Annotated in this window: 18 protein-coding genes; 2 read left to right on the top strand and 16 right to left on the bottom strand. The window is 74.4% G+C overall.

The features are described 5' to 3' along the window. Positions 1 to 60 precede the first annotated feature (60 nt). A complete protein-coding gene (locus HTZ77_RS36155) occupies positions 61 to 972 on the bottom strand; it encodes a cyclase family protein (RefSeq protein WP_175594254.1) in 912 nt (303 codons plus the stop codon). A 49-nt stretch (positions 973 to 1,021) separates the two neighbouring features. Between HTZ77_RS36155 and HTZ77_RS36150 the strand changes: the two genes are divergently transcribed. After that, a complete protein-coding gene (locus HTZ77_RS36150; RefSeq protein WP_175594253.1) occupies positions 1,022 to 2,242 on the top strand; it encodes a serine hydrolase domain-containing protein in 1,221 nt (406 codons plus the stop codon). A gap of 8 nt (positions 2,243 to 2,250) precedes the next feature. Here HTZ77_RS36150 and HTZ77_RS36145 read toward each other — a convergent pair whose 3' ends face one another. Both HTZ77_RS36145 and HTZ77_RS36140 read right to left on the bottom strand, forming a co-directional pair. Beyond that, the gene (locus tag HTZ77_RS36145) at positions 2,251 to 3,000 is read right to left on the bottom strand and encodes an SDR family NAD(P)-dependent oxidoreductase (RefSeq protein WP_175594389.1); all 750 of its coding nucleotides are present in this window, start codon (positions 2,998 to 3,000) and stop codon (positions 2,251 to 2,253) included. A 141-nt stretch (positions 3,001 to 3,141) separates the two neighbouring features. Further along, entirely contained in the window at positions 3,142 to 3,756 is a 615-nt protein-coding gene (locus HTZ77_RS36140) for a cysteine hydrolase family protein (protein ID WP_328808972.1), read from the bottom strand. A 252-nt stretch (positions 3,757 to 4,008) separates the two neighbouring features. On the opposite strand from HTZ77_RS36140, the gene HTZ77_RS36135 reads away from it, so the two are divergent. Then, entirely contained in the window at positions 4,009 to 5,901 is a 1,893-nt protein-coding gene (locus tag HTZ77_RS36135) for a protein kinase domain-containing protein (RefSeq protein ID WP_175594252.1), read from the top strand. Between the two features lie 70 nt (positions 5,902 to 5,971). On the opposite strand, the gene HTZ77_RS36130 is transcribed toward HTZ77_RS36135, so the two are convergent. Genes HTZ77_RS36130 through HTZ77_RS36070 form a run of 13 tightly spaced genes read right to left on the bottom strand, consistent with a single transcriptional unit; the run spans position 5,972 to position 19,286 of the window. Continuing rightward, the gene (locus HTZ77_RS36130) at positions 5,972 to 7,510 is read right to left on the bottom strand and encodes an aldehyde dehydrogenase family protein (RefSeq protein ID WP_175594251.1); all 1,539 of its coding nucleotides are present in this window, start codon (positions 7,508 to 7,510) and stop codon (positions 5,972 to 5,974) included. 23 nt (positions 7,511 to 7,533) lie between these two features. After that, entirely contained in the window at positions 7,534 to 8,994 is a 1,461-nt protein-coding gene (locus tag HTZ77_RS48500; protein ID WP_175594250.1) for an FAD/NAD(P)-dependent oxidoreductase, read from the bottom strand. Further along, a complete protein-coding gene (locus HTZ77_RS36120; RefSeq protein ID WP_328808971.1) occupies positions 8,978 to 9,301 on the bottom strand; it encodes a (2Fe-2S)-binding protein in 324 nt (107 codons plus the stop codon). The genes HTZ77_RS48500 and HTZ77_RS36120 overlap by 17 nt, the downstream gene beginning before the upstream one ends. Next, positions 9,298 to 10,509, bottom strand: coding sequence for an NAD(P)/FAD-dependent oxidoreductase (locus HTZ77_RS36115; protein ID WP_175594249.1), 1,212 nt, complete (start codon positions 10,507 to 10,509; stop codon positions 9,298 to 9,300). Before HTZ77_RS36115 ends, HTZ77_RS36120 begins: the two co-directional genes overlap by 4 nt. After that, positions 10,506 to 11,189 (bottom strand): GntR family transcriptional regulator, encoded by a 684-nt coding sequence (locus HTZ77_RS36110; protein WP_328808970.1) that lies wholly within the window; start codon positions 11,187 to 11,189, stop codon positions 10,506 to 10,508. Before HTZ77_RS36110 ends, HTZ77_RS36115 begins: the two co-directional genes overlap by 4 nt. Beyond that, complete coding sequence (locus HTZ77_RS36105) at positions 11,186 to 12,139, bottom strand: proline racemase family protein (RefSeq protein ID WP_205304427.1); 954 nt, start codon at positions 12,137 to 12,139, stop codon at positions 11,186 to 11,188. The genes HTZ77_RS36110 and HTZ77_RS36105 overlap by 4 nt, the downstream gene beginning before the upstream one ends. A 44-nt stretch (positions 12,140 to 12,183) precedes the next feature. Beyond that, positions 12,184 to 13,089, bottom strand: a complete 906-nt coding sequence (locus HTZ77_RS36100) for a dihydrodipicolinate synthase family protein (protein ID WP_175594247.1) — start codon at positions 13,087 to 13,089, stop codon at positions 12,184 to 12,186. 56 nt (positions 13,090 to 13,145) lie between these two features. Further along, positions 13,146 to 14,477, bottom strand: coding sequence for an aminopeptidase P family protein (locus tag HTZ77_RS36095; RefSeq protein ID WP_328808969.1), 1,332 nt, complete (start codon positions 14,475 to 14,477; stop codon positions 13,146 to 13,148). After that, positions 14,470 to 15,762: an alpha/beta fold hydrolase gene (locus HTZ77_RS36090; protein ID WP_328808968.1), complete on the bottom strand. Its 1,293-nt coding sequence runs from the start codon at positions 15,760 to 15,762 to the stop codon at positions 14,470 to 14,472. The genes HTZ77_RS36095 and HTZ77_RS36090 overlap by 8 nt, the downstream gene beginning before the upstream one ends. Next, entirely contained in the window at positions 15,759 to 16,577 is an 819-nt protein-coding gene (locus HTZ77_RS36085; RefSeq protein WP_175594245.1) for an ABC transporter ATP-binding protein, read from the bottom strand. The genes HTZ77_RS36090 and HTZ77_RS36085 overlap by 4 nt, the downstream gene beginning before the upstream one ends. Then, positions 16,574 to 17,374 (bottom strand): ABC transporter ATP-binding protein, encoded by an 801-nt coding sequence (locus tag HTZ77_RS36080; protein ID WP_175594244.1) that lies wholly within the window; start codon positions 17,372 to 17,374, stop codon positions 16,574 to 16,576. The genes HTZ77_RS36085 and HTZ77_RS36080 overlap by 4 nt, the downstream gene beginning before the upstream one ends. Then, positions 17,371 to 18,360 carry an ABC transporter permease gene (locus HTZ77_RS36075; protein ID WP_175594243.1) on the bottom strand — a complete coding sequence of 330 codons (990 nt, stop codon included), beginning with the start codon at positions 18,358 to 18,360 and terminating at the stop codon, positions 17,371 to 17,373. Before HTZ77_RS36075 ends, HTZ77_RS36080 begins: the two co-directional genes overlap by 4 nt. Beyond that, the gene (locus HTZ77_RS36070; protein ID WP_205304405.1) at positions 18,360 to 19,286 is read right to left on the bottom strand and encodes an ABC transporter permease; all 927 of its coding nucleotides are present in this window, start codon (positions 19,284 to 19,286) and stop codon (positions 18,360 to 18,362) included. Before HTZ77_RS36070 ends, HTZ77_RS36075 begins: the two co-directional genes overlap by 1 nt. Between the last annotated feature and the right edge of the window lie 25 nt (positions 19,287 to 19,311).

Genomic DNA, 19,311 nt, shown 5'->3' with positions numbered 1-19,311 from the left:
CGCACCGGGGAGCTCGCCGGACGACGCCGTCAAGCGCGTACCACGCGACGTCCGGACGCCTCAGAGGACGGCGAGCGGGTTGACGGGGCTGCCGGTGCCGCCCTCGATCCCGAGCGGCGCCACGACGAACACGAACTCCGTCCGCTCCCGCGCGCTCAGCTCCTCCAGCCACAGCATCTCCACCAGGTGGACGCCGTGCCGGTGCAGCAGGATGAGGTGCAGGTCGTCCTCCAGCCCCTCCCCCGCGAGCTGGCGTTCGTCCAGGCCGCCGATCGCCGCGTTGTCCGAGGCGACCACGGCGACGTCCCGCGCCGCCAGCCACCGGCCGGCCTCCGCCGACAGGCCGGGCTGGCCCGACCAGTACTCCTCGCGCGACCGCCGCCACACCGCCGGCCAGCCGGTACGGACCACCGCGACGTCTCCCGGCCGCGGCTCCGGGCCGCACGCCTCCAGCTCCTCCGGGGTGATCCGGTGCCCGGCCGGCAGGTGGTCCAGGCCCAGGCGACGGGGCACGTCGAACAGGACACCCCGTCCCACCACCCCGCCCACCTGCTCGATCCCGCACCGGGTGGCCCCGTAGGAGCGCACCCGGGCGGCCGGGTGGCCGTTGTAGAGCTCGTCGCCGGACCACATGTGGCACAGCGCGTCCATGTGGGTGGTCGTGCCGTGGTGGGAGACGATCAGCGCGTCGTCGGCCACGCGCAGTCCCGCGCCGACCGGCCGCGCGCCGGCCGCGTAGTCGCCGCCGTCCACCGACATGAAGTGCTGCGGCAACGGCCGGCCCTTCAGGTGCGGCACGGTGCCGGGCGCGGGCGAGGAGGTGGAGCCCCTGATCGGCAGGGCGAGGCTGAGGACCTCGCCCGTGACGGCGGAGCGCAGCGCGTCCAGGACGGCCCCGGGGGTGAGGAGGTTGAGCGTGCCGCGTTGGTCGGCTGGGCCGAAGCGGCCCCAGTTGTTAGGCTCGGCAACCAAGTAAGCGCTTCCTTTCATGACGGTTCACGACGGTGTCTGGAGGTCCCCCATGCGATGCGAACCCCGGTTCTCGCGGGTGCGGGAGGTGTTCGAGCGGCACCTGGCGGACGGGGAGGAGCTGGGCGCCGCGTTCGCGGTGTTCCTGGACGGCGAGCCGGTGGTGGACCTGTGGGGCGGCGAGGCCGACCGCCACACCGGGCGCCCCTGGGCCGAGGACACGCCCGCCTTCGCGTACTCCTGCACGAAGGCGATCACCGCGACCGTCCTGCTCCAGCTCGCCGAACGGGGGCTGGTGGACGTGTCCGCGCCGGTCGCGGACGTGTGGCCGGAGTTCGCCGCCGAGGGCAAGGCGGACGTCACCGTCGCGCACCTGCTGACGCACGCGGCGGGGCTGCCGGTGGTCGAGGACCCGGTGCCCGTGGAGGAGTTCGGCGACCACGCGGCCGTCGCGGCCCGCCTGGCCGGGCAGCGCCCGCTGTGGGAGCCCGGCTCGGCGCACGGCTACCACGCCCTGTCGTACGGGTTCCTGGTGGGCGAGGTGGTGCGGCGGGTGACCGGCAAGACGGTGGGCGAGCTGGTCGCGGCCGAGATCGCCGGGCCGCTCGGGCTGGACCTGTGGGTGGGCGCCCCCGACCCGGTGATCGCCCGCGCCGCCCGCCTGACCACCGCCACCGGCACGTCCGAGGTGCGCCAGGACGGCGGCGCGCCCGAGGAGGGCACGGCAGGGCGGTCGGGGGCTCCCGCCGCGGACACGCCGGTCACGGACCCGGGCGGCGGTGAGGGCGGCGCGTTCGGGATGATGGCCAGGGCCGTGCGCGATCCGGACAGCCTCATGAACCGCGCCCTCGGCAACCCCTCCATGCAGCGGCTCAAGGGCGGCGCCAACCACCCCGTCGTCATGCGCGCCGGCTGGCCCGCCGCCGGCGCCGTCACCACGGCCCGCGCCCTGGCCGGGTTCTACCGGTCGCTGCTCGCGGGTGACGTCCTGCGGCCCGAGACGCTGCGCGACGCCCTGCGTCCCCGGGTCTCCGGGCCCGACCGGGTCCTGTACGTGGACAGTTCCTTCGGCCTCGGCTACATGCGCCCGGCGATGACGTTCTTCGTCCCGTCGGCCACCGCGTTCGGCCACACGGGGCTCGGCGGCTTCGTCGGTCTCGGCGACCCCGAGCACGGCCTGGCCATCGGCTACGTCATGAACCGCATGGCCGGCGCCGTCTCCGGCAGCCTGCGCGGGTACCGGCTCACCGAGGCCGTCTACCGGTCCCTCTGACCGCACGGTCACTGCATGGTGACCCCGCCGCTCACCGACAGGGTCTGGCCGGTGATGTAGGCGGCGCGGTCGGTGCACAGGTAGGCGACGAGGCCGGCCACGTCGGCGGGCGTGCCGAGGCGGCGCAGCGGGATGCCCCGGGAGATCTTCTCGACCAGCCCGGGCTCGGCGGCGGACACGCGGCGCAGCATCGGGGTGTCCGTGGGGCCGGGGCAGACCACGTTGGAGGTGACGTTCGCCCTGGCGGCCTCCCTGGCGAGGGTCTTGGCCAGTCCGAACAGTCCCGCCTTGGTGGCCGCGTACGCGCCCTCGCCGCCCGAGCCGGCCCGCGCCCCGTCGGAGGAGACGAACACCAGCCGGCCCCAGCCCCGCGCCGTCATCCCGGGCAGGAGGAGCTTGGTCATGAGCATGGGGCCGCGCAGGTTGACCTGCCACATGAGGTCCCAGCCCGCCGGGTCGCTCTCGGCGAACGGCTCGACGATCGACAGGCCGGCGTTGTGGACGACGATGTCCGGCTCCAGGCCCCGTTCGGCGAGCTCGTGGCAGAACCGCTCCACCGACTCCGGTGCGGAGAGATCCACGGGCAGCGGTACGGCGCCGGCCAGCCCGGCGGCGACCGCGTCGGCGCCGTCCGCGTCCACGTCGGCGATGACCACGCGGGCGCCCAGGGCGGTCAGGTCGGCCGCCACGGCGGCGCCGATGGCGCCCGCCGCGCCGGTCACCACGGCGGTCCGCCCCTCGAGCCGCAGCCCCTCCATCGTCACGACCGCTTCCTCGTCACACACAACCGTCTCCTCGGCACAAGCCCCTCCGCGTCACAAGCCCCTCCGCCACAAGCCCCCCGTCACAAGCCCTTCCTCGCCGCGGGCCCGTCTCAGGCGCGGCTGGCGGGGAGGGCCTCACCGCGTCTCCTCCTGCTCGCCCGCCTTCCAGCGCTCCACCAGCCGGGACGTCGTCACGCGGGTCGCGAGGAGGCTGACCGTGTGCCTGAGCACGGCCCGCGCGTACTCCTCCGGGATCCCGGCGACCGCGTCCGTGACCACCGTGACCCGGTAGCCGAGGTTCACCGCCTCCAGCGCCAGCCCCGGGATGCCCAGGTTCAGCGACACGCCGACGGCCACCACCGACGAGACCCCCAGCGAGCGCAGCGTCATGTCCAGGGACGTGCCGGTGAACGGCGAGAAGCCGTGGTACCGCCGGTTCTCCAGGTCTCCCGGGTCGCGCAGCTCGGGCAGCACCTCGACGGCCGGCGTGCCCTCCAGCATGTGCGCGGGGTCGTCGAGCAGCGACACGATGAACGGGCAGTTGCGGGTGTGGGAGCCGGCCCGGTCGACGCGGAAAGCGGCGGTGCAGTGGACGACGGGGATCCCGGCGGCCCGGGCGGCGGCGACGACCGTCGCGGCGTTGGGGACGACGTCGCGGACCCGGCACGCCGTCACGAGGTCCGGAAATTTCGTGAGATCGCCGATGACGCCTCTCTGCATCTCCATGACGAGCACGGCCTCGCGGTCCACCTGGCCTCCAGTTAGCCGAGCGCTTGCTTGGGAGTATGTCAAGCGTACACGAGCCACCCCCGCCACCCCGAGTGACGTCAGCACAACCATGGGCGAAATATCGCCAGTCGTGACAACCCGCACCCCGGATGAGACCGTCGAACCGGTAGGACCGGAGCAGCCGGAAAGGCCCGGAGCCGGCCGAAAAGGCGGGAGCATGCTCACGCGACGGCGGCGGCGGGCCCGGGACGGCTCACGTGATGGGGGTTGAACGTGGTCCCTGGGTACCGGGAAGTGCGCCAGCTCGGCGCCGGTCACACCGGTCGCGTGTTCCTCGCCACCTACGAGACCACCGGCGCCTACGTGGCGATCAAGTACCTGAACGCCACCCTGCGCAGGGACGCCGAGTTCATGGAGCGCTTCCGGACCGACGCCGCGTCCCTCGTCGAGATCGACGACCCGCACGTGGTCAGGCTGCACGAGTACGTCGAGACGCCCGGCCGGGCGGCCGTGGTGATGGAGCTGGTGGACGGCCTCTCGCTGCGCGCTCTGCTGGCCGAGCACGGCCACGCGAGCCCGGAGGCGGCGCTGGTCGTGCTCAAGGGCGCCCTGCTGGCCCTCGCGGCGGCGCACGAGGGCGGGGTGGCGCACCGCGACGTCAAGCCCGAGAACGTCATGGTCCAGGCCGACGGCACGGTCATGCTGGGCGACTTCGGCGTCGTGGTCCACGCCGAGGAGCCGGGCGTGCCCGCCGGGAGCCCGCCGTACATGTCGCCGGAGCTGTGGACGCGCGGCGCCGCCGGGCCGCCCGCCGACCTGTACGCGGCGGCGTGCCTGCTGTTCGAGACCGTGAAGGGACGGCCGCCGTTCCGGGCCGGCGGCGTGGCGGAGCTGCGCCGCCTGCACCTGGACGAGCCGGTGCCGCTGGAGGTGGTGCCCGACGCGCTGCGCGACCTGCTGCGGTGCGGCCTGGCCAAGGACCCGGCCGAGAGGTACGCCTCGGCGCGGCGGTTCGCTGCCGAGCTGGAGGAGGACGCGGTCGCGGGCTACGGCCCCGACTGGGAGCAGCGGGGCCGCCGCCACCTGGCGGAGCTGGCCACGCTGCTCGCGCTCCGCTTCCCGCTGGCCCCCTCCGGCGCCGCCACGGCGGGGTCCCGGACGTCGCTGCGGGACCGGCTGCTCCGCGACCGGCTGCTGAGGGTGCCGAAGCTGCCGCCCCACCTGTGGATCGCGGGTGCGGCCGTGACCGTCATGGCCATCGCGATCGCGGCGTCGGGCGACCGGCTGGCCCGCGATCCGGGCACGGTGCTGATGCCCCAGCCGCAGGAGCCGGGACGGTCCGCGGCCGGCGACCCCACCAACCCAGGACGGTCCGGGACCCGTGACCCCGCGAACCCGGGACGGTCCGCGACCGATGACCCGGCGCGCGGGGGCGCGACCGCCACGCGCCGCCCGTCCGCGCCCGTCTCCTCGCGCCCGGCCACCTCGGGCCCCGTCGCGCCCGTCCCGGCCTCGTCGCGGCCCCTACCCTCCGGACACGTCTCCTCGGGGCCGGCCGCGCCCACCTCGTCGTCCGCCGTCACCGCGCCGACGGGCCGCCAGGGCGCGGGCGCGCCCGTGGTCCGCTCGGCCGGCATCGTGCGGTGGAGCGGGTCGGCGGGGTCGGTGCGGGTCTCCGCCGACGGCACGGGCCCGGTACGGCTGCGCATCGCATACACGCGGCGCGACGGGGACGGGCCGGCCCGTACGGTCGCCCGGGAGACGCGCACGCTGACCGGCGGCACCGTGTACACCAGCGGGGTGCTGCGCGACCTCGGCGACGTGCCGTGCGGCACGCGGGCGCACTTCGGCCTCATGGTGGCGACCGAGCCCGCGGCCGACAACGGGCCGCAGATCAGCGAGGTGGAGGTGGACGGCGGCCCCTGCCTGCCGCCGACGCCCACCCCGCCCGCCACGGCCACCGCGACGGGAGCCCCCACGCCAACATCCGGCCGGGCCGCCGCGCCACCGAGCCCGCGCACCGGCGCCCCGACCGACCCGGACGGCCTCGCCACCGAGGACGCGGGCCGACCGACCGAGCCGCCCCACCTCCTCATCGACAACACCGGCGACCCCGACGACTCCGCTGATGTCGGGGGCTCCTCGCCGGCGATCCCCCGGCCCTGATGCCTCCAGCCGTCACGCGAGGTGCCCGCCGCTCTCGATCAGGCGGGCGCTAGACGACTCGACGGACCGGCTACGACGGCAGGTGAACGCCGTCGACCGTGCGCGGCACGCCCAGCGGGTTGGCCTCGCGCAGCTCCGGGGGAAGCAGGGCGTCCGGGGTGTTCTGGAAGCAGACCGGTCGCAGCCAGCGCTCGATCGCGGTGCTGCCCACGGAGGTGGAGCCGCTGGTGGAGGCCGGGTAGGGGCCGCCGTGCTGCATGGCCGGGGCGACCGTCACGCCGGTGGGCCAGCCGTCCACGACGACGCGCCCGGCCAGCCCGCTCAATCTGGCCACCAGGCCGGCCGCGTCCCCGTCCGCGCCCTCGTCCGCCGCGAGGTGCGCGGTCGCCGTGAGGTTGCCGGGCAGGGCGTCCAGCACCGCGTCACGCTCCTCGGGCGAGCCGTAGCGGGCCAGGACGGTGACGGGCCCGAAGCACTCCTCCAGCAGCTCCTCGTGCTCCCCGCCGCCGGCGAGCCGCGCCGCCGCCACGGTCAGCATGCCGGGCCGCACCGCGAGCGGCGCCTCTCCGTCGCCGTCCGCCTCACCGGCCGCCAGTACCTCCCGTACGCCGGGCAGCGCGGCCCGTTCGCGGACCCCGGCCAGGAACGCCTGCCGCATGCGCGGGTCGAGCAGCGGCCCCGAGGGCACCGCGGCCGACACGGCCGCCTGGACGACGGCGTCGCCCGCCGGGCCCTCCGGGAGCAGCACGAGGCCGGGCTTGACGCAGAACTGGCCGAGCCCCTGGGTGTAGGAGGCGGCCAGGCCGGCCCCGATCTCGGCGGCCCGGGTCTCGGCCGCGCGCTCCGTCACCACCACCGGGTTGAGGCTGCCCAGCTCGCCGTGGAACGGGATCGGCCGGGGCCGGGAGCAGGCGATGTCGTACAGGGCCCGGCCGCCGCGCACCGACCCGGTGAAGCCCACCGCCGCCGTCAGCGGGTGGCGGACCAGCTCGGGCCCCGCGTCGAAGCCGTGGACCAGGCCCACCACGTCCTCCGGCAGCCCGGCCTTGACCGCCGCCGCGCGCAGGAGGCGGGCGCACAGGACGCTGGTGGCCGGGTGGTCCGGGTGCGCCTTGACCACGACGGGGCAGCCCGCGGCCAGCGCGCTCGCGGTGTCGCCGCCGGGCACGCTGAAGGCCAGCGGGAAGTTGCTCGCGGCGAAGACCGCGACGACGCCCAGGGGCACCTTGTAGCGGCGCAGGTCCGGCCGGGGCGCGGGTGTGGCGTCCGGGTCGGCGTGGTCGATGATCACGTCGAGGTGGGCGCCGGACTCGGCCACGTCCGCGAAGGCGCGCAACTGGTAGCAGGTGCGCGCGAGCTCGCCGGTCAGGCGCGGCCGGCCGAGCGCGGACTCCGCGTCGGCGGTCGTGATGATCTCGTCGGCGGCGTCCTCCAGGAGCGCGGCGGCGGCGCGGAGCAGCTCGGCGCGCGCGGCGCGGTCCGCGAGGGCCTCCGTCGCGGCGGCCGCCGCGCGCACCGCCCGGTCGACGTCCTGGGGTGTCGACTCCGTCGCGACGCGCTTGCGGGGCTCCCCGGTACGCGGGTCCACGCTCAGCACGGCGTTGCCCATCTCGTCCTCTTTCGTCGGTCGTATCACTGATCGTCTTGCGCATCGCGCGAGCGGTCGAGCGCGGCTAGCTCGCCCAGGGTCACCGGGGCCGCCAGGCTGCGGGTGGACAGCGGGCGCAGGTCCTCGGCGGTGGTCTCGCGGCGGTTCAGGCAGGCCGCGATGCCCGCGGTGGCGAAGCCGCACACCCGTCCCTGGCACCAGCCCATGCCCGGCCTGGCCAGCATCTTCAGGGTGCGGGGGTCGTGGGCGCCGAGGTCGTCGTGCGCCCGGCGGAGGTCGCCGTAGGAGACCTCCTCGCACCGGCAGACGAGCGTGCGCTCCTCCAGCCATTCCGTCCAGGCGCTCGGCACGGCGTACGTCCGGTGCATGGCCGCCGCGAACCTGCGCCCGCGGCCGATCGCCGCCCGCAGCCGGCCCATCCGGCCCGGGACGGCCGGGCGGCCGAGCGAGCGCGCGAGGGCGAGGGCGCTGAGGCGGCCCTCCTGCGTGGCCAGGACGGCCCCGCCCACCCCGGTCGCCTCGCCGGCGACGTACACGCCTTCGACGCTGCTGCGCTGGAAGCCGTCCACGGCCACGACGAGGGAGCCGTCGACGTCCTTCCTGGTGTCGGCGCCGAGCATGAGCGCGAGTTCCAGCGACGGGGTGAAGCCCCAGCCGAGGGCGACGAGGTCGGCCGCGATCTCCTTGACCGGTCCGGCCGGGCGGCCGTCCCGGTCGACGCGGCTGATCCGCACCGCCTCGACCCTGTCCTGGCCGAGGATCCGGGTGACCACGGTCCTGGTGCGGTACGGGATGCGATGGCGGGCCATCAGCGCCGCGTACTGCGCCGCCTCGACGGCCTTGCCCGGGACGGAGGCGGCCCCCACGGGGTCGCGCAGCCAGCCGAGCGTGCCGTTGGCCTCGGCTACGGCCTCGACGGACGCCCCGGCCCGCGCGAGACCGGTGGCGACCGGCAGCAGGAACGGCCCGGTGCCGGCGACCACGGCGCGCCTGCCCGCGAGCACGCGATGTCCCTTGAGCAGGGCCTGCACTCCCCCGGCGGTCATCACCCCGGGCAGGTCCCAGCCGGGCACGGGCAGTTGCCGGTCGTATCCCCCGGTGCAGAGGATCAGCGTCCGGGCCGTGACCTCCCCGGCCGCGTCCGCCTCGGGCTCCCCGAGCGAGGCGGTGGTGCGGAGGGTGAACGCGCCGGCCTCGTCCCGGGTGACGAGGTAGACCTGGCGGCCGGGCAGGTAGCGGACGCGGCCGGCGGAGCGCTCGGCGCGCAGGCGCTCGCGGAGCCCGGTGAAGACGGGCCAGCCGTGGTGGCCGTCCCGGTCGTCCGGCCGGGCGTGCCGCTCGTCGTAGTGCCGCCAGTACTGGCCGCCGGGCTGTGCGGCGCCGTCGACCAGCGCCACGTCGAGCCCGGCCTCGGCCGCCTCGACGGCGGCGGCCAGACCGGCCGGGCCGGCGCCGACCACGGCGACGTCATGCGTCCTCGCCACGGCCACCTCCTTGAGAAGCGTCACGCGAGTCCCGCGCGGAGCCGTCCTCCGCCAAGTGGTCCTGCGGGGAGTCGCCGAGCCGCATGCCGTCGGCGGCCGGGACCAGGCAGGCGCGGCGGTCCGGCACGCCGTCGATCGTGATCAGGCAGTCGAAGCAGACGCCGATGCCGCAGAACAGGCCGCGGGGCCGGCCCGCCCTGCGCGTGGTGCGCCAGTCGAGGATCCCCGCCGCGACCAGGGCGGCGCCGACGCTCTGGCCGGGCTCGGCGGGGACGGCGGCCCCGCGGAAGGTCATCCGGTGGGTCACTGGGGCACCTCCTCGGTGTCCGGCTCGGTGTCCGGGAAGCGGTCGGGGGCGAACGGCTTGAGGTCGAGGTCGGGGGCGCGTCCCGTGAGGGCCTGCGCGACGAGCTTGCCGGTGCCGGTGGACAGCCCGATGCCGGCGCCCTCGTGGCCGCAGGCGTGCCACAGGCCGGGCGCGCGCGGGTCGGGCCCGATGACGGGCAGGTGGTCCGGGCAGTACGGCCGGAAGCCGAGGTAGGTGCGCATGGCGCGGACCTCGCGCAGCATCGGGAACAGCGCGATCGCCTTGGCGGCGAGGGCGCTGATCGCCTCGACGGACACCGTGCGGTCGAAGCCGACGCGCTCCCGGGAGGCGCCGATGAGGATCGTGCCGCTGTCGGTGCCCTCGACCACGGGCGAGGTCTGCAGGGCGGCGTCGGAGCTGGCCACGTCGCCCACGTACTCGGCGGCGTAGACCTTGTGCCGGACCGTGCGAGGCGGCATGGGCTGGGTGACCAGGATGAACCCGCGCCGGGGCAGCACGGGGACGCGCACCCCGGCCAGGCCGGCCACGGCGCCGGCCCACGTGCCCGCCGCGTTGAGCACCGCCCCGGCGGGGATGTCGCCGCCGGTGGTGCGCACGCCCGTCACCCGCTCGCCGTCGCGCAGGAACCCCGTCACCTCGGTACCGGTGCGCACCTCCGTCCCCAGCCCCCGGGCCAGGCGGAGCAGGTGGGCCACCACCAGCATGGGCTGGACCTGGGCGTCCTGCGGGTAGAAGGCCGCCCCGGCGAGCTCCGGCGACAGGTGCGGTTCGTAGTCGCGCAGCTCCTCCCGCGCGACGTCGCGGACCTCGACGCCGTGCCGGCGCTGGTGGTCGCCGAGCTCGCGCAGCGCCGCCACGCTCGGCTCCGAGGCCGCGACGACCAGGCCGCCCTTGGCCTCGAACTCCCACAGCGCGGCGTGCTCGGCGAGGTCCTCGCGCCACACCCGCTGGGAGTACAGGGCCAGGTCGAGCTCGGGGCCGGCCTCCTTGTCGGAGACGAGCAGGTTGCCCTCGCCGGCGCTGGAGGTGCCCCCGGCGATGGCGCCGCGCTCGACGACGACCACCCGCAGCCCGGCGAGCGAGGCGAAGTACGCGCTCGCCGCCCCCACCACGCCGGCGCCGACGACGACGAGGTCGGCGCCGCCGCGGCGCCGGGCCGCCGACCGCCCGAACCACTGCGGCGTCATGTCGCCCCCTCGGCGCCGCCCGCCCACAGCCCGCGGACGTGGCCGATGTGGCGGTGCATCATCAGCTCGGCCCCGACCGGGTCGCGGGCCTGGATGAAGTCGAGCAGCTCGTGGTGCTCGGCGGCCGAGCGGCCCAGCCGGCCGCTCTGCAGCAGCGGGGTCAGGCCGAGCAGCCGGGTCCGCGCGCGCAGGCCGGACACGACGTCCACCAGCACCGGGTTGCGGCTGTAGCCGAGCAGGGTGAGGTGGAAGACGTGGTCCGCCTCGACGTAGCCGACCAGGTCGCCGCGCTCGGCGGCGTCCACGATGTCCTGGGCGAGCCTGCGCAGCCCGGGGAAGTCGTCCTCCGGGATGGCGCAGACGCTCTCCCGCACGGCGCGCGGCTCGATCAGCAGCCGCACGGCGGCCAGGTTGTCGAGGTCCTCCTCCGAGACCTCCGTGACCCGGAAGCCCTTGTTCGGCTGCGGGACGACCAGCCCCTCCTTCACCAGGTCGAGCATGGCCTCCCGCACGGGGGTGGCCGAGACGCCGAACTGGGTGCCGAGCACCGGCGCCGAGTAGACGACGCCGGGCTCCAGCTCGCCGGAGATGATCGCGGCGCGCAGCGCCGCCCGGATCCGGTCCCGGAGGTTCTCTCGGGGACCGATGCCGGGCAGCTCCGGGACCGGGGACAGGCTCACAGCAGGAACCCCGCGGGGAACGGATCGGTGGGGTCGAGGTGGAACTGCGAGGTGCCGGTGACCCAGGCACGGCCGGTGATCGACGGCAGCACCGCGGGCAGCCCGGCGACCGTGGTCTCGCCGAGCAGCCGACCGGTGAAGCGGGTGCCGATGAACGACTCGTTGACGAAGTCCTCCCCGATCGCCAGCTCGCCCCGCGCGTGGAGCTGCGCCATCCGGGCGCTCGTGCCGGTGCCGCACGGCGAGCGGTCGAACCAGCCGGGGTGGATCGCCATGGCGTGGCGGGACAGCTTCGCCGTGGAGCCGGGCGCCTTGAGGTAGACGTGGTGGCACCCGTTGATGTCGGCGCGCTCGGGGTGGACCGGGCGGTCCTGCTCGTTGACGGCCTCCATGACGGCGAGCCCGGCGGCCAGCAGGTCGCCGGCGCGCGAGCGGTCGAACGGCAGGCCCAGGTCCGCCAGCTCGACGACGGCGTAGAAGTTGCCGCCGAAGGCCAGGTCGTAGCCCACCGCGCCGAAGCCGGGGACCTCGACCTCGCGGTCCAGCGCGTACGAGAACGACGGCACGTTCTCGATGGTGACCGAGGTCGCCGCGCCGTCCTCGACCGCCACGGACGCGACCACGAGCCCGGCCGGGGTGTCCAGCCTGATCGTGGTGACCGGCTCGACCACGGGCACCATGCCGGTCTCGACGAGGACGGTGGCGACGCCGATCGTGCCGTGCCCGCACATCGGCAGCAGCCCGGAGACTTCGATGAACAGCACGCCGTAGTCGGCGTCGGGACGGGTGGGCGGCTGCAGGATCGCGCCGCTCATTGCGCCGTGGCCGCGCGGCTCGTACATGAGCAGCGTGCGCACGTCGTCGCTGTTGTCCATGAACCACTGCCGGCGCTCGGCCATGGTGGCGCCGGGGATCACGCCCACGCCGCCGACGATCACACGGGTGGGCATGCCCTCCGTGTGGGAGTCGACGGCGTGGAAGGTGCGGCGTGATCTCACTTGTAGCCCTTGCGGATGACCGCCTCGGTGTCGGCGGTGATGCGGGCGGTCAGCTCGGGCGACAGGGGCAGGCGCGGCGGCCGGCAGGCGCCGCCCTTGAGCCCGGCGATGTCCATCGACAGCTTGATCGACTGGACGAACTCGGTCTTGGAGTCCCAGCGCAGCAGCGGGTGCAGGTCGCGGTAGATCCGCACCGCCTCGGCCAGGTCGGCGGGGTCGCCCGAGGTGGCCAGCCGGTAGAGGCGGACCGTGGCCTCCGGGATCATGTTCGGGTAGCCGGCGATCCAGCCGACCGCCCCGGCGATGCCCAGTTCGAGCAGCACGTCGTCGGCGCCGACGAGCAGGTCCAGGCCGGGCGCGAGCTCGGCGATCTGGTAGGCCCTGCGCACGTCGCCGGTGAACTCCTTGACCGCGACGATCAGGCCCTCGTGGAACAGCTCGGCGAGCAGGTCGGGGGTCAGGTCGACCTTGGTGTCGATGGGGTTGTTGTAGGCGACGACGGGCAGCCCGGCCTTGGCGACCTCGCGGTAGTGGTGGACCACGGCCTCGCGCTCGGCCCGGAAGGCGTTCGGCGGGAGCAGGAGCACGGACGTGGCCCCGGCCTCGGCCGCCTGCTCGGCCCAGCGGCGGGCCTCCAGCGCGCCGTACGCGGCGACGCCCGGCATGACGCCGAACCCGGAGGGGGCGGCCTGGACGGCGGTCTCGACGACGCGGGCCCGCTCCTCGTCGGTGAGCGTCTGGTACTCGCCGAGCGACCCGTTGGGCGTCACGCCGTCGCAGCCTCCGGCGGCGAGGAAGCGCACGTGGTCGGCGAACGCGTCGTGGTCGACCGACAGGTCGTCGGTGAAGGGCAGGGCCGACGCGACGTGGATGCCGCGCCAGGGCGTGGCGACGGTGGTCATGCTGAAGTCTCTCCTCTGTCAGGGTGTCCGAGATTACCGGTGCAATGTCACATTGTCTACACCGACGCCATCCATTTCTCCAGCTCACCGGCGCCGAGGGGCAGCGCGCCGGACAGCACCTCCGCGCCCGTCTCCGTCACCAGGAGGTCGTCCTCGATGCGCACGCCGATGCCGCGCAGCTCGGGCGGCACGGTCAGGTCGTGGGCGTGGAAGTAGAGCCCGGGCTCGACGGTGAGGACCATACCGGGGGCCATGGTCGCGTCCTGGTACGCCTCGGGCGTGGAGCGGGCGCAGTCGTGGACGTCGAGGCCGAGATGGTGGCCGATGCCGCACACCAGGTAGCGGCGGTGCTGCTGGCCGGTGTCGGACAGCGCCTCGTCCACCGAGACGGGCAGCAGTCCCCAGTCGGCCAGGCCGTGCGCGATGACCTCCATGGCGGCGTGGTGGAAGTCGGTGAAGCGGCGGCCCGGGGCCACCGCCGCGAGCCCGGCGCGGTGCGCCCGCTCGACGAGGTCGTGCACCTGCCGCTGGACCGGGGAGAACGTCCCGGAGACCGGGAAGGTCCGGGTGACGTCGGCGGTGTAGTAGGAGCGGGTCTCCACGCCCATGTCGAGCAGCACCAGCTCGTCGGGCACCACGGGTCCGTCGCAGCGCACCCAGTGCAGGGTGGGCGCGTGCCGGCCGCCGCCGACGATGGTGGCGTAGCCGGGGCCGTTGCCGTAGGCGCGGGCGTAGCGGTCGAAGGTGCCCTGGAGCCATCGCTCGCCGGGTCCCACCACCGCCGCCGGGATCTCGCGGATGACGGCGGCGAAGCCCTCGACCGTGCGGTCCACCGCCTCCCGGAGCTGCCCGACCTCCCACGCGTCCTTGAACATCCGCAGCTCGGCCAGCGTGCGGCCGGTCTCCTCGTCCAGGCCCGCCGGATCCAGGCCGAGCTCGCCGAGCTCGGCCAGCGGCCGGACCGGGACGCCCAGGGCCCGCGCCCAGTCGTCGAGCCCGGGCGCCGCTCCGACCCACAGCTCGCCGTACCTGGCGTCGGTCCAGAACGCCGGGTCGCCCGGGTAGGCGGGCGGCGGCAGGTAGAGGGTGGCGTCGGCGCCGCGCAGCACGACGACGGCGTTCTCGACCGGGCAGCCGGTCAGCCAGAAGAAGTCGCTGTCGGGCCGGAAGTCGTAGGCCGTGTCGTTGCTGCGCACGGGGGCCTCCCCCGCGGCCAGCACGAGGGTCCGGCCGGGCAGCGCCTCGGCCAGCCTGGCCCGGTGGTCGGCCGCGGCCCGGGCGGCGCCCGGGACGACCGGCGGGGTCCGGTCGGGGGTGCCCCAGCCGGTGTCCATGTACGCGGTGAACGCGGGGATCTCGGAAAGCTTCGGGGGCCTGCCGTCACGCACCGGTGATCTCTCCTCCCATGTCGCGGATCATCTCGCCCAGCCGGTCGAAGACGCGGGGGTCGGAGATGCCGTCGTGTTCGTACTCGTTGGTGATCCAGCAGCGGACGTTGCCGGCCCGGGAGGCCGTGTCCAGTTGCAGGCCTGCGTCCACGAACATGTCGTCGTGGTAGACGGCCGCGGCGACCGGCACCTCGTTGGCGGCCAGCCGGTCGGGGTCGTACAGCGGCGGCCACTCCTCGCGGGCGGCCATCAGCTCGACGGCGCCCCGGAACGGCCGCAGTTCGGCGATCTCCTCGAACATCCAGGGGTAGATCATCTCGCCGGTGAACAGCAGCGGCCTGGCGTCCTCGGCGAAGGCCGGGTGCCGGGGCCGCTCGGCCTGCGCGGCCCACGCGGTCGCGCCCGGGCCGTGCCCGTAGATGCTCTCCTGCAGCGCCGCGAACAGCGGGTTGTCGCTGTAGGAGGTGCGCGCCAGCACCTGGTGCAGGAACGTCGCGGACAGCTCGTCACCGTTGAACGCCTCGTCGAGCAGGTAGTGCATGCGCTCGTAGCCGGGCTTCATGCCGAGGTCGATGCCGAGCGACTGGAAGCGCCGCACGGTGAGCGCGTCGCCGTCGGGGAGCCGCACGTCGCCGGCCGCGAGCCGGTCGGCGACGCGGCCGGCCGACTCGACGTGCTGCGGGTAGCGCCGGTAGAACTCCCTGTTCTTGGCCTCGACCCGGGGATAGGTCCGCCGGTACACCTCGGCCGCCGACGGGTCGAGGCCGGGCAGGCCGCCCGTGACGCGGCAGGAGCGGAGGGCCTCCGGCGCGGCCGACAGGTACGTCAGCGTGAGGAAGCCGCCGTACGACTGGCCGATCGTGGCCCAGCGCCGGCCGCCGTAGACGGTCCTGCGCACGTGCTCGTGGTCGGCCACGATGGAGTCGGCGCGGAAGCAGGCGAGGAAGTGTGCGCCCTGCTCGGCGGTGGCGAACGCGCTCATGCGGCGGCCGTCGACCCGGGTGCTGCGGCCGGTGCCGCGCTGGTCCATCACGACGACGCGGTGCGTCTTCAGCGCCTGGCCGATCCACCCGTCCGGGGCCAGCGGGCGCGGGCCCTTCCCGCCCGGGCCGCCCTGCAGGTAGACCAGGCAGGGCAGGTCCTCGTGGGCGCGCCCGGGATCGGTGATCTCGCGGAAGAAGACCTCGATCTCGCCGCGTCCCGGGTCGGACCAGTCGAGCGGCACGGGGACGACGTGCTCGCGCACGTGCATGCCGGGGATGGTGTAGGTCGCGGTGATGCTCACCGGGCGGCTCTCCTTCTGCGGTCCCATGCGGGGTTGATCCGGGGGATCGCGGCCAGCAGCGTCTTGGTGTAGGGGTCGCCCGGGGCCCTGAAGACCTCCTCGCACGGCCCCTGCTCCACGATCCTGCCCTTGTTCATGACGGCGACCCGCTGGGCGAGCTGCCGGACCACGGCCAGGTCGTGGGCGATGAAGATGTAGCTGAAGCCGCTCTCCCGCTGGAGCCTGCGCAGCAGCTCGATGATCTGCGCCTGGACGGAGACGTCGAGCGCCGAGACCGCCTCGTCGCAGATCACCAGCTTGGGGTTGACGGCCAGGGCGCGGGCGATGCCGATCCGCTGCGCCTGCCCGCCGGAGAACTGCGCCGGGTAGCGGTGCGCGTGGTCGGGGTCGAGGCCGACCCGCTCCATCAGCTCGCGGGTGTGCGCCCGGCGGCCGCCCTTCGGCGCGATGCCCTGGTAGTCCAGGGGCGCCATGAGGATGCGCTCGACGGTGTGCCGCGGGTTGAGCGAGGAGAACGGGTCCTGGAAGACGACCTGCACCTTGGCGCGGTAGCGGGCGAGCCGGGCCCCGGCGGCGTGGGTGATGTCCTCGCCGTCGAACTCCAGGGTGCCGGAGGTGGGCTCCATGAGCTTGGCGACGATCCGCGCGCTGGTGGACTTGCCGCACCCGGACTCGCCCACGACGGCCAGCGTCTCGCCGAGCCGCACGTCGAAGCTGACGCCGTCCACCGCGGTGAACTCGTTCTTGCGCCGGTACGGCCCGCGCGTGGTGAACCGCTTGGTCAGGTCGCGGACGCGGAGCAGGACGTCACTCACAGGACCACCTCGTCGTCGATGCGCGGGATGCTCTCCAGCAGCATCCGCGTGTAGTCGTGGCGCGGGGCGGCGAAGACCTGCTCGGCGTCGCCGTACTCGACCTGCTCGCCGCGGCACATGACGAGCACGCGGGTGGCGATCGAGCTGATCACGGCCAGGTCGTGGGTGACGAACACCATGCCGGTGCCGGTCTCCCGCTGCAGGCCGGCCAGCAGGCCGAGGATCTGCGCCTGCACGGTCACGTCCAGGGCGGTGGTCGGCTCGTCGGCGATGAGCAGCGCCGGCGAGCACACCAGCGCCATCGCGATCATGACGCGCTGCCGCTGGCCGCCGGAGAACTGGTGGGGGTAGTACCCGGCCCGCCGCTCGGGCTCGGGGATGCCCACCTGCGTCAGGGCCTCGACGACGACCGCGCGGGCCTCCTTGCGCGAGCACCTGCGGTGGGCCCGGTACATCTCCTCGATCTGCAGGCCGACCGTGTAGTACGGGTTCAGGGACGACAGCGGGTCCTGGAAGATCATCGAAGCCTGCTCGCCGCGGACGCGGCGCATCTCCCGGTCCGGACGGCCGAGCAGCTCGGCGCCGTCCAGCCGGATGCTGCCCCGCGTCGTGGCGCCGGGCGGCAGCAGGCCCATGACGGCCAGGCTGGTCATCGACTTGCCGGAGCCGGACTCGCCGACGATGCCCACGGTCTCGTTGCGTCCCACCGCGAACGACACGTCCTTGACCACGTCCACGGGACCGCGGCTGGTCGGGAAGGTGACCGTGAGGTCCTCCACGACGAGCAGCTCGCTCATGACACCCTCACTCTCGGGTCGAGGCCGGTGTAGAGGAGGTCCACGACGACGTTGCCGGCCATCACGAAGAACGCGGCCAGCAGGGTCACCGCCATGATGACCGGCTGGTCGTTCTTCGCGATCGAGTCGGCCGCCATCTTGCCGATGCCGTTGAGCCCGAAGACGGTCTCGGTGATCAGCGCGCCGCCGAGGAGCGCGGCGAAGTCCATGCCGAAGATGGTGACGATCGGGGTCAGCGCGGGCCGCAGCGCGTGGCGGCGCATCGTGAGCGCCGGGCTCAGGCCCTTGGACCGCGCGGTGCGCATGAAGTTCTGCGCCAGCGTGTCGATCACGTTCGCCCTGGTCAGGCGGGCGTACAGGCAGGCGTAGCCGGTGGCGAGCACCAGCCACGGCATCAGGTACGACTGGAACCACAGGAGCGGGTCCTCGGAGAAGGGCACGGCCGAGGGGAACGGCAGGATCTGCAGCTTGACCACGAGCACGTACTGCAGGGTCAGCGCGAGCACGTAGTTGGGGATGCTGGCGCCGCCGAGGGCGAGGCCCATGGCGGTCCGGTCCCACCAGGAGCCCTCCTTGACCGCGCTCAGCAGCCCGGCGGCGATGCCGATGATCAGCCACAGGACCGCCGCGCCCACCGCGACCGTGGCGCTGACGGGCAGCCGATCCACGATCATCTGCGTCACCGACTGGCTGCTCTGGAACGAGTAGCCGAGGCAGGGCGCCGGGCAGCGCACGAGGTTCGGGCCACTGCCGTAGTCGCGGCCGACGACGAGCCCGCTCAGGTAGTCCCCCAACTGCGTGAGGAACGGCTTGTCGAGCCCCAGGGAGGCGCGGATCTGCGCGACGCGGTCGGGGGTGCAGGTCTTGCCGCAGATCATCAGCGCCGGGTCCGGCGACAGCTTGAAGAAGATCAGGTACGTGAAGACGCAGACGAGGAGCAGCAGGACGACGAGCCCGGCGAGCCGGCCGGCGACGTAGCGCGCCATCAGGACGCCTCCCCCGCGTCCGATGCGGCCCGGATCCGGTCCCCGAGCACGGTCAGCGACAGCACCGTGAGGAACAGGAACAGTCCGGGCACCGCGAAGTACATCGGGTCGGTGGCGTACCAGCTCACCGCGCTGGAGATCATCTGTCCCCACGAGGGTGTCGGCGGGGTGACGCCCACCCCGAGGAACGACAGGCCGGCCTCGGTGCCGATGTAGCCGGGCACGGCCAGCGTCGTCATGACGATCAGCGAGTTGCGCAGGTTGGGCAGGATCTCCTTGAACACGATGGCGCCGGTGGAGGCGCCGGAGGCGCGGGCGGCCTCGACGAACTCGCGGTTGACCAGCGTGAGCGTCTGCCCGCGCACCACGCGGGCGAGGTACGGCCACCCGAACACGGTGATCACCGTGACCAGCAGGACCGAGCGGTCACCCGTCGGCAGGGACGACAGGATCGCGATCATGAAGATCAGCGCGGGGAAGGCCATGAGGAAGTCCATGATCCGGGAGATGACCTGGTCGACCCAGCCCTGGTAGAACCCGGCGAGCAGGCCGAGCACCACGCCGAGCAGGGTGGTCAGCACGGTCGCCGAGATCGCGATCAGGAACGACACGCGGGCGCCGTAGGCGATGCGGGCCAGGATGTCGCGGCCGTTCTGCGGCTCCACCCCGAACAGGTGGTCGGCGCTGACGCCGCCGAGCGAGCCGCGCGGCAGGCCGCCGAGGTTGGTGTCGACGGCGGCGGGGTCGAAGTCGTTCGGCCCGTGCCCGGTGATGGCGGAGATCAGCGGCGCGCAGATCGCCATCAGCACGACCAGGCCGAGGAACACCGTGCTGAGGACGGCGCCCCGGTCGCGCAGCAGGGCGCGCGCGATCCGGCGCCCCTCCGTGGCGGGCGCGTGTCCCGCGCCCGCCAGAGGGTCCGCCATCGCTTCGTGCGAGGGTGCGGCGGTG

The sequence above is a fragment of the Nonomuraea montanisoli genome (assembly GCF_013363975.1).
GTDB lineage: Bacteria > Actinomycetota > Actinomycetes > Streptosporangiales > Streptosporangiaceae > Nonomuraea > Nonomuraea montanisoli.
This window is presented reverse-complemented; position numbering and strand designations above follow the sequence as displayed.

Excerpts from the sequence above, each read along its gene's own strand:
- HTZ77_RS36070 (WP_205304405.1), bottom strand. The coding sequence starts at position 19,286 with ATGGCGGACCCTCTGGCGGGCGCGGGACACGCGCCCGCCACGGAGGGG.
- HTZ77_RS36115 (WP_175594249.1), bottom strand. The coding sequence starts at position 10,509 with ATGACGCCGCAGTGGTTCGGGCGGTCGGCGGCCCGGCGCCGCGGCGGC.
- HTZ77_RS36075 (WP_175594243.1), bottom strand. The coding sequence starts at position 18,360 with ATGGCGCGCTACGTCGCCGGCCGGCTCGCCGGGCTCGTCGTCCTGCTG.
- HTZ77_RS36105 (WP_205304427.1), bottom strand. The coding sequence starts at position 12,139 with ATGCCCACCCGTGTGATCGTCGGCGGCGTGGGCGTGATCCCCGGCGCC.
- HTZ77_RS36100 (WP_175594247.1), bottom strand. The coding sequence starts at position 13,089 with ATGACCACCGTCGCCACGCCCTGGCGCGGCATCCACGTCGCGTCGGCC.
- HTZ77_RS36130 (WP_175594251.1), bottom strand. The coding sequence starts at position 7,510 with ATGGGCAACGCCGTGCTGAGCGTGGACCCGCGTACCGGGGAGCCCCGC.
- HTZ77_RS36150 (WP_175594253.1), top strand. The coding sequence starts at position 1,022 with ATGCGATGCGAACCCCGGTTCTCGCGGGTGCGGGAGGTGTTCGAGCGG.
- HTZ77_RS36080 (WP_175594244.1), bottom strand. The coding sequence starts at position 17,374 with ATGAGCGAGCTGCTCGTCGTGGAGGACCTCACGGTCACCTTCCCGACC.
- HTZ77_RS36145 (WP_175594389.1), bottom strand. The coding sequence starts at position 3,000 with ATGGAGGGGCTGCGGCTCGAGGGGCGGACCGCCGTGGTGACCGGCGCG.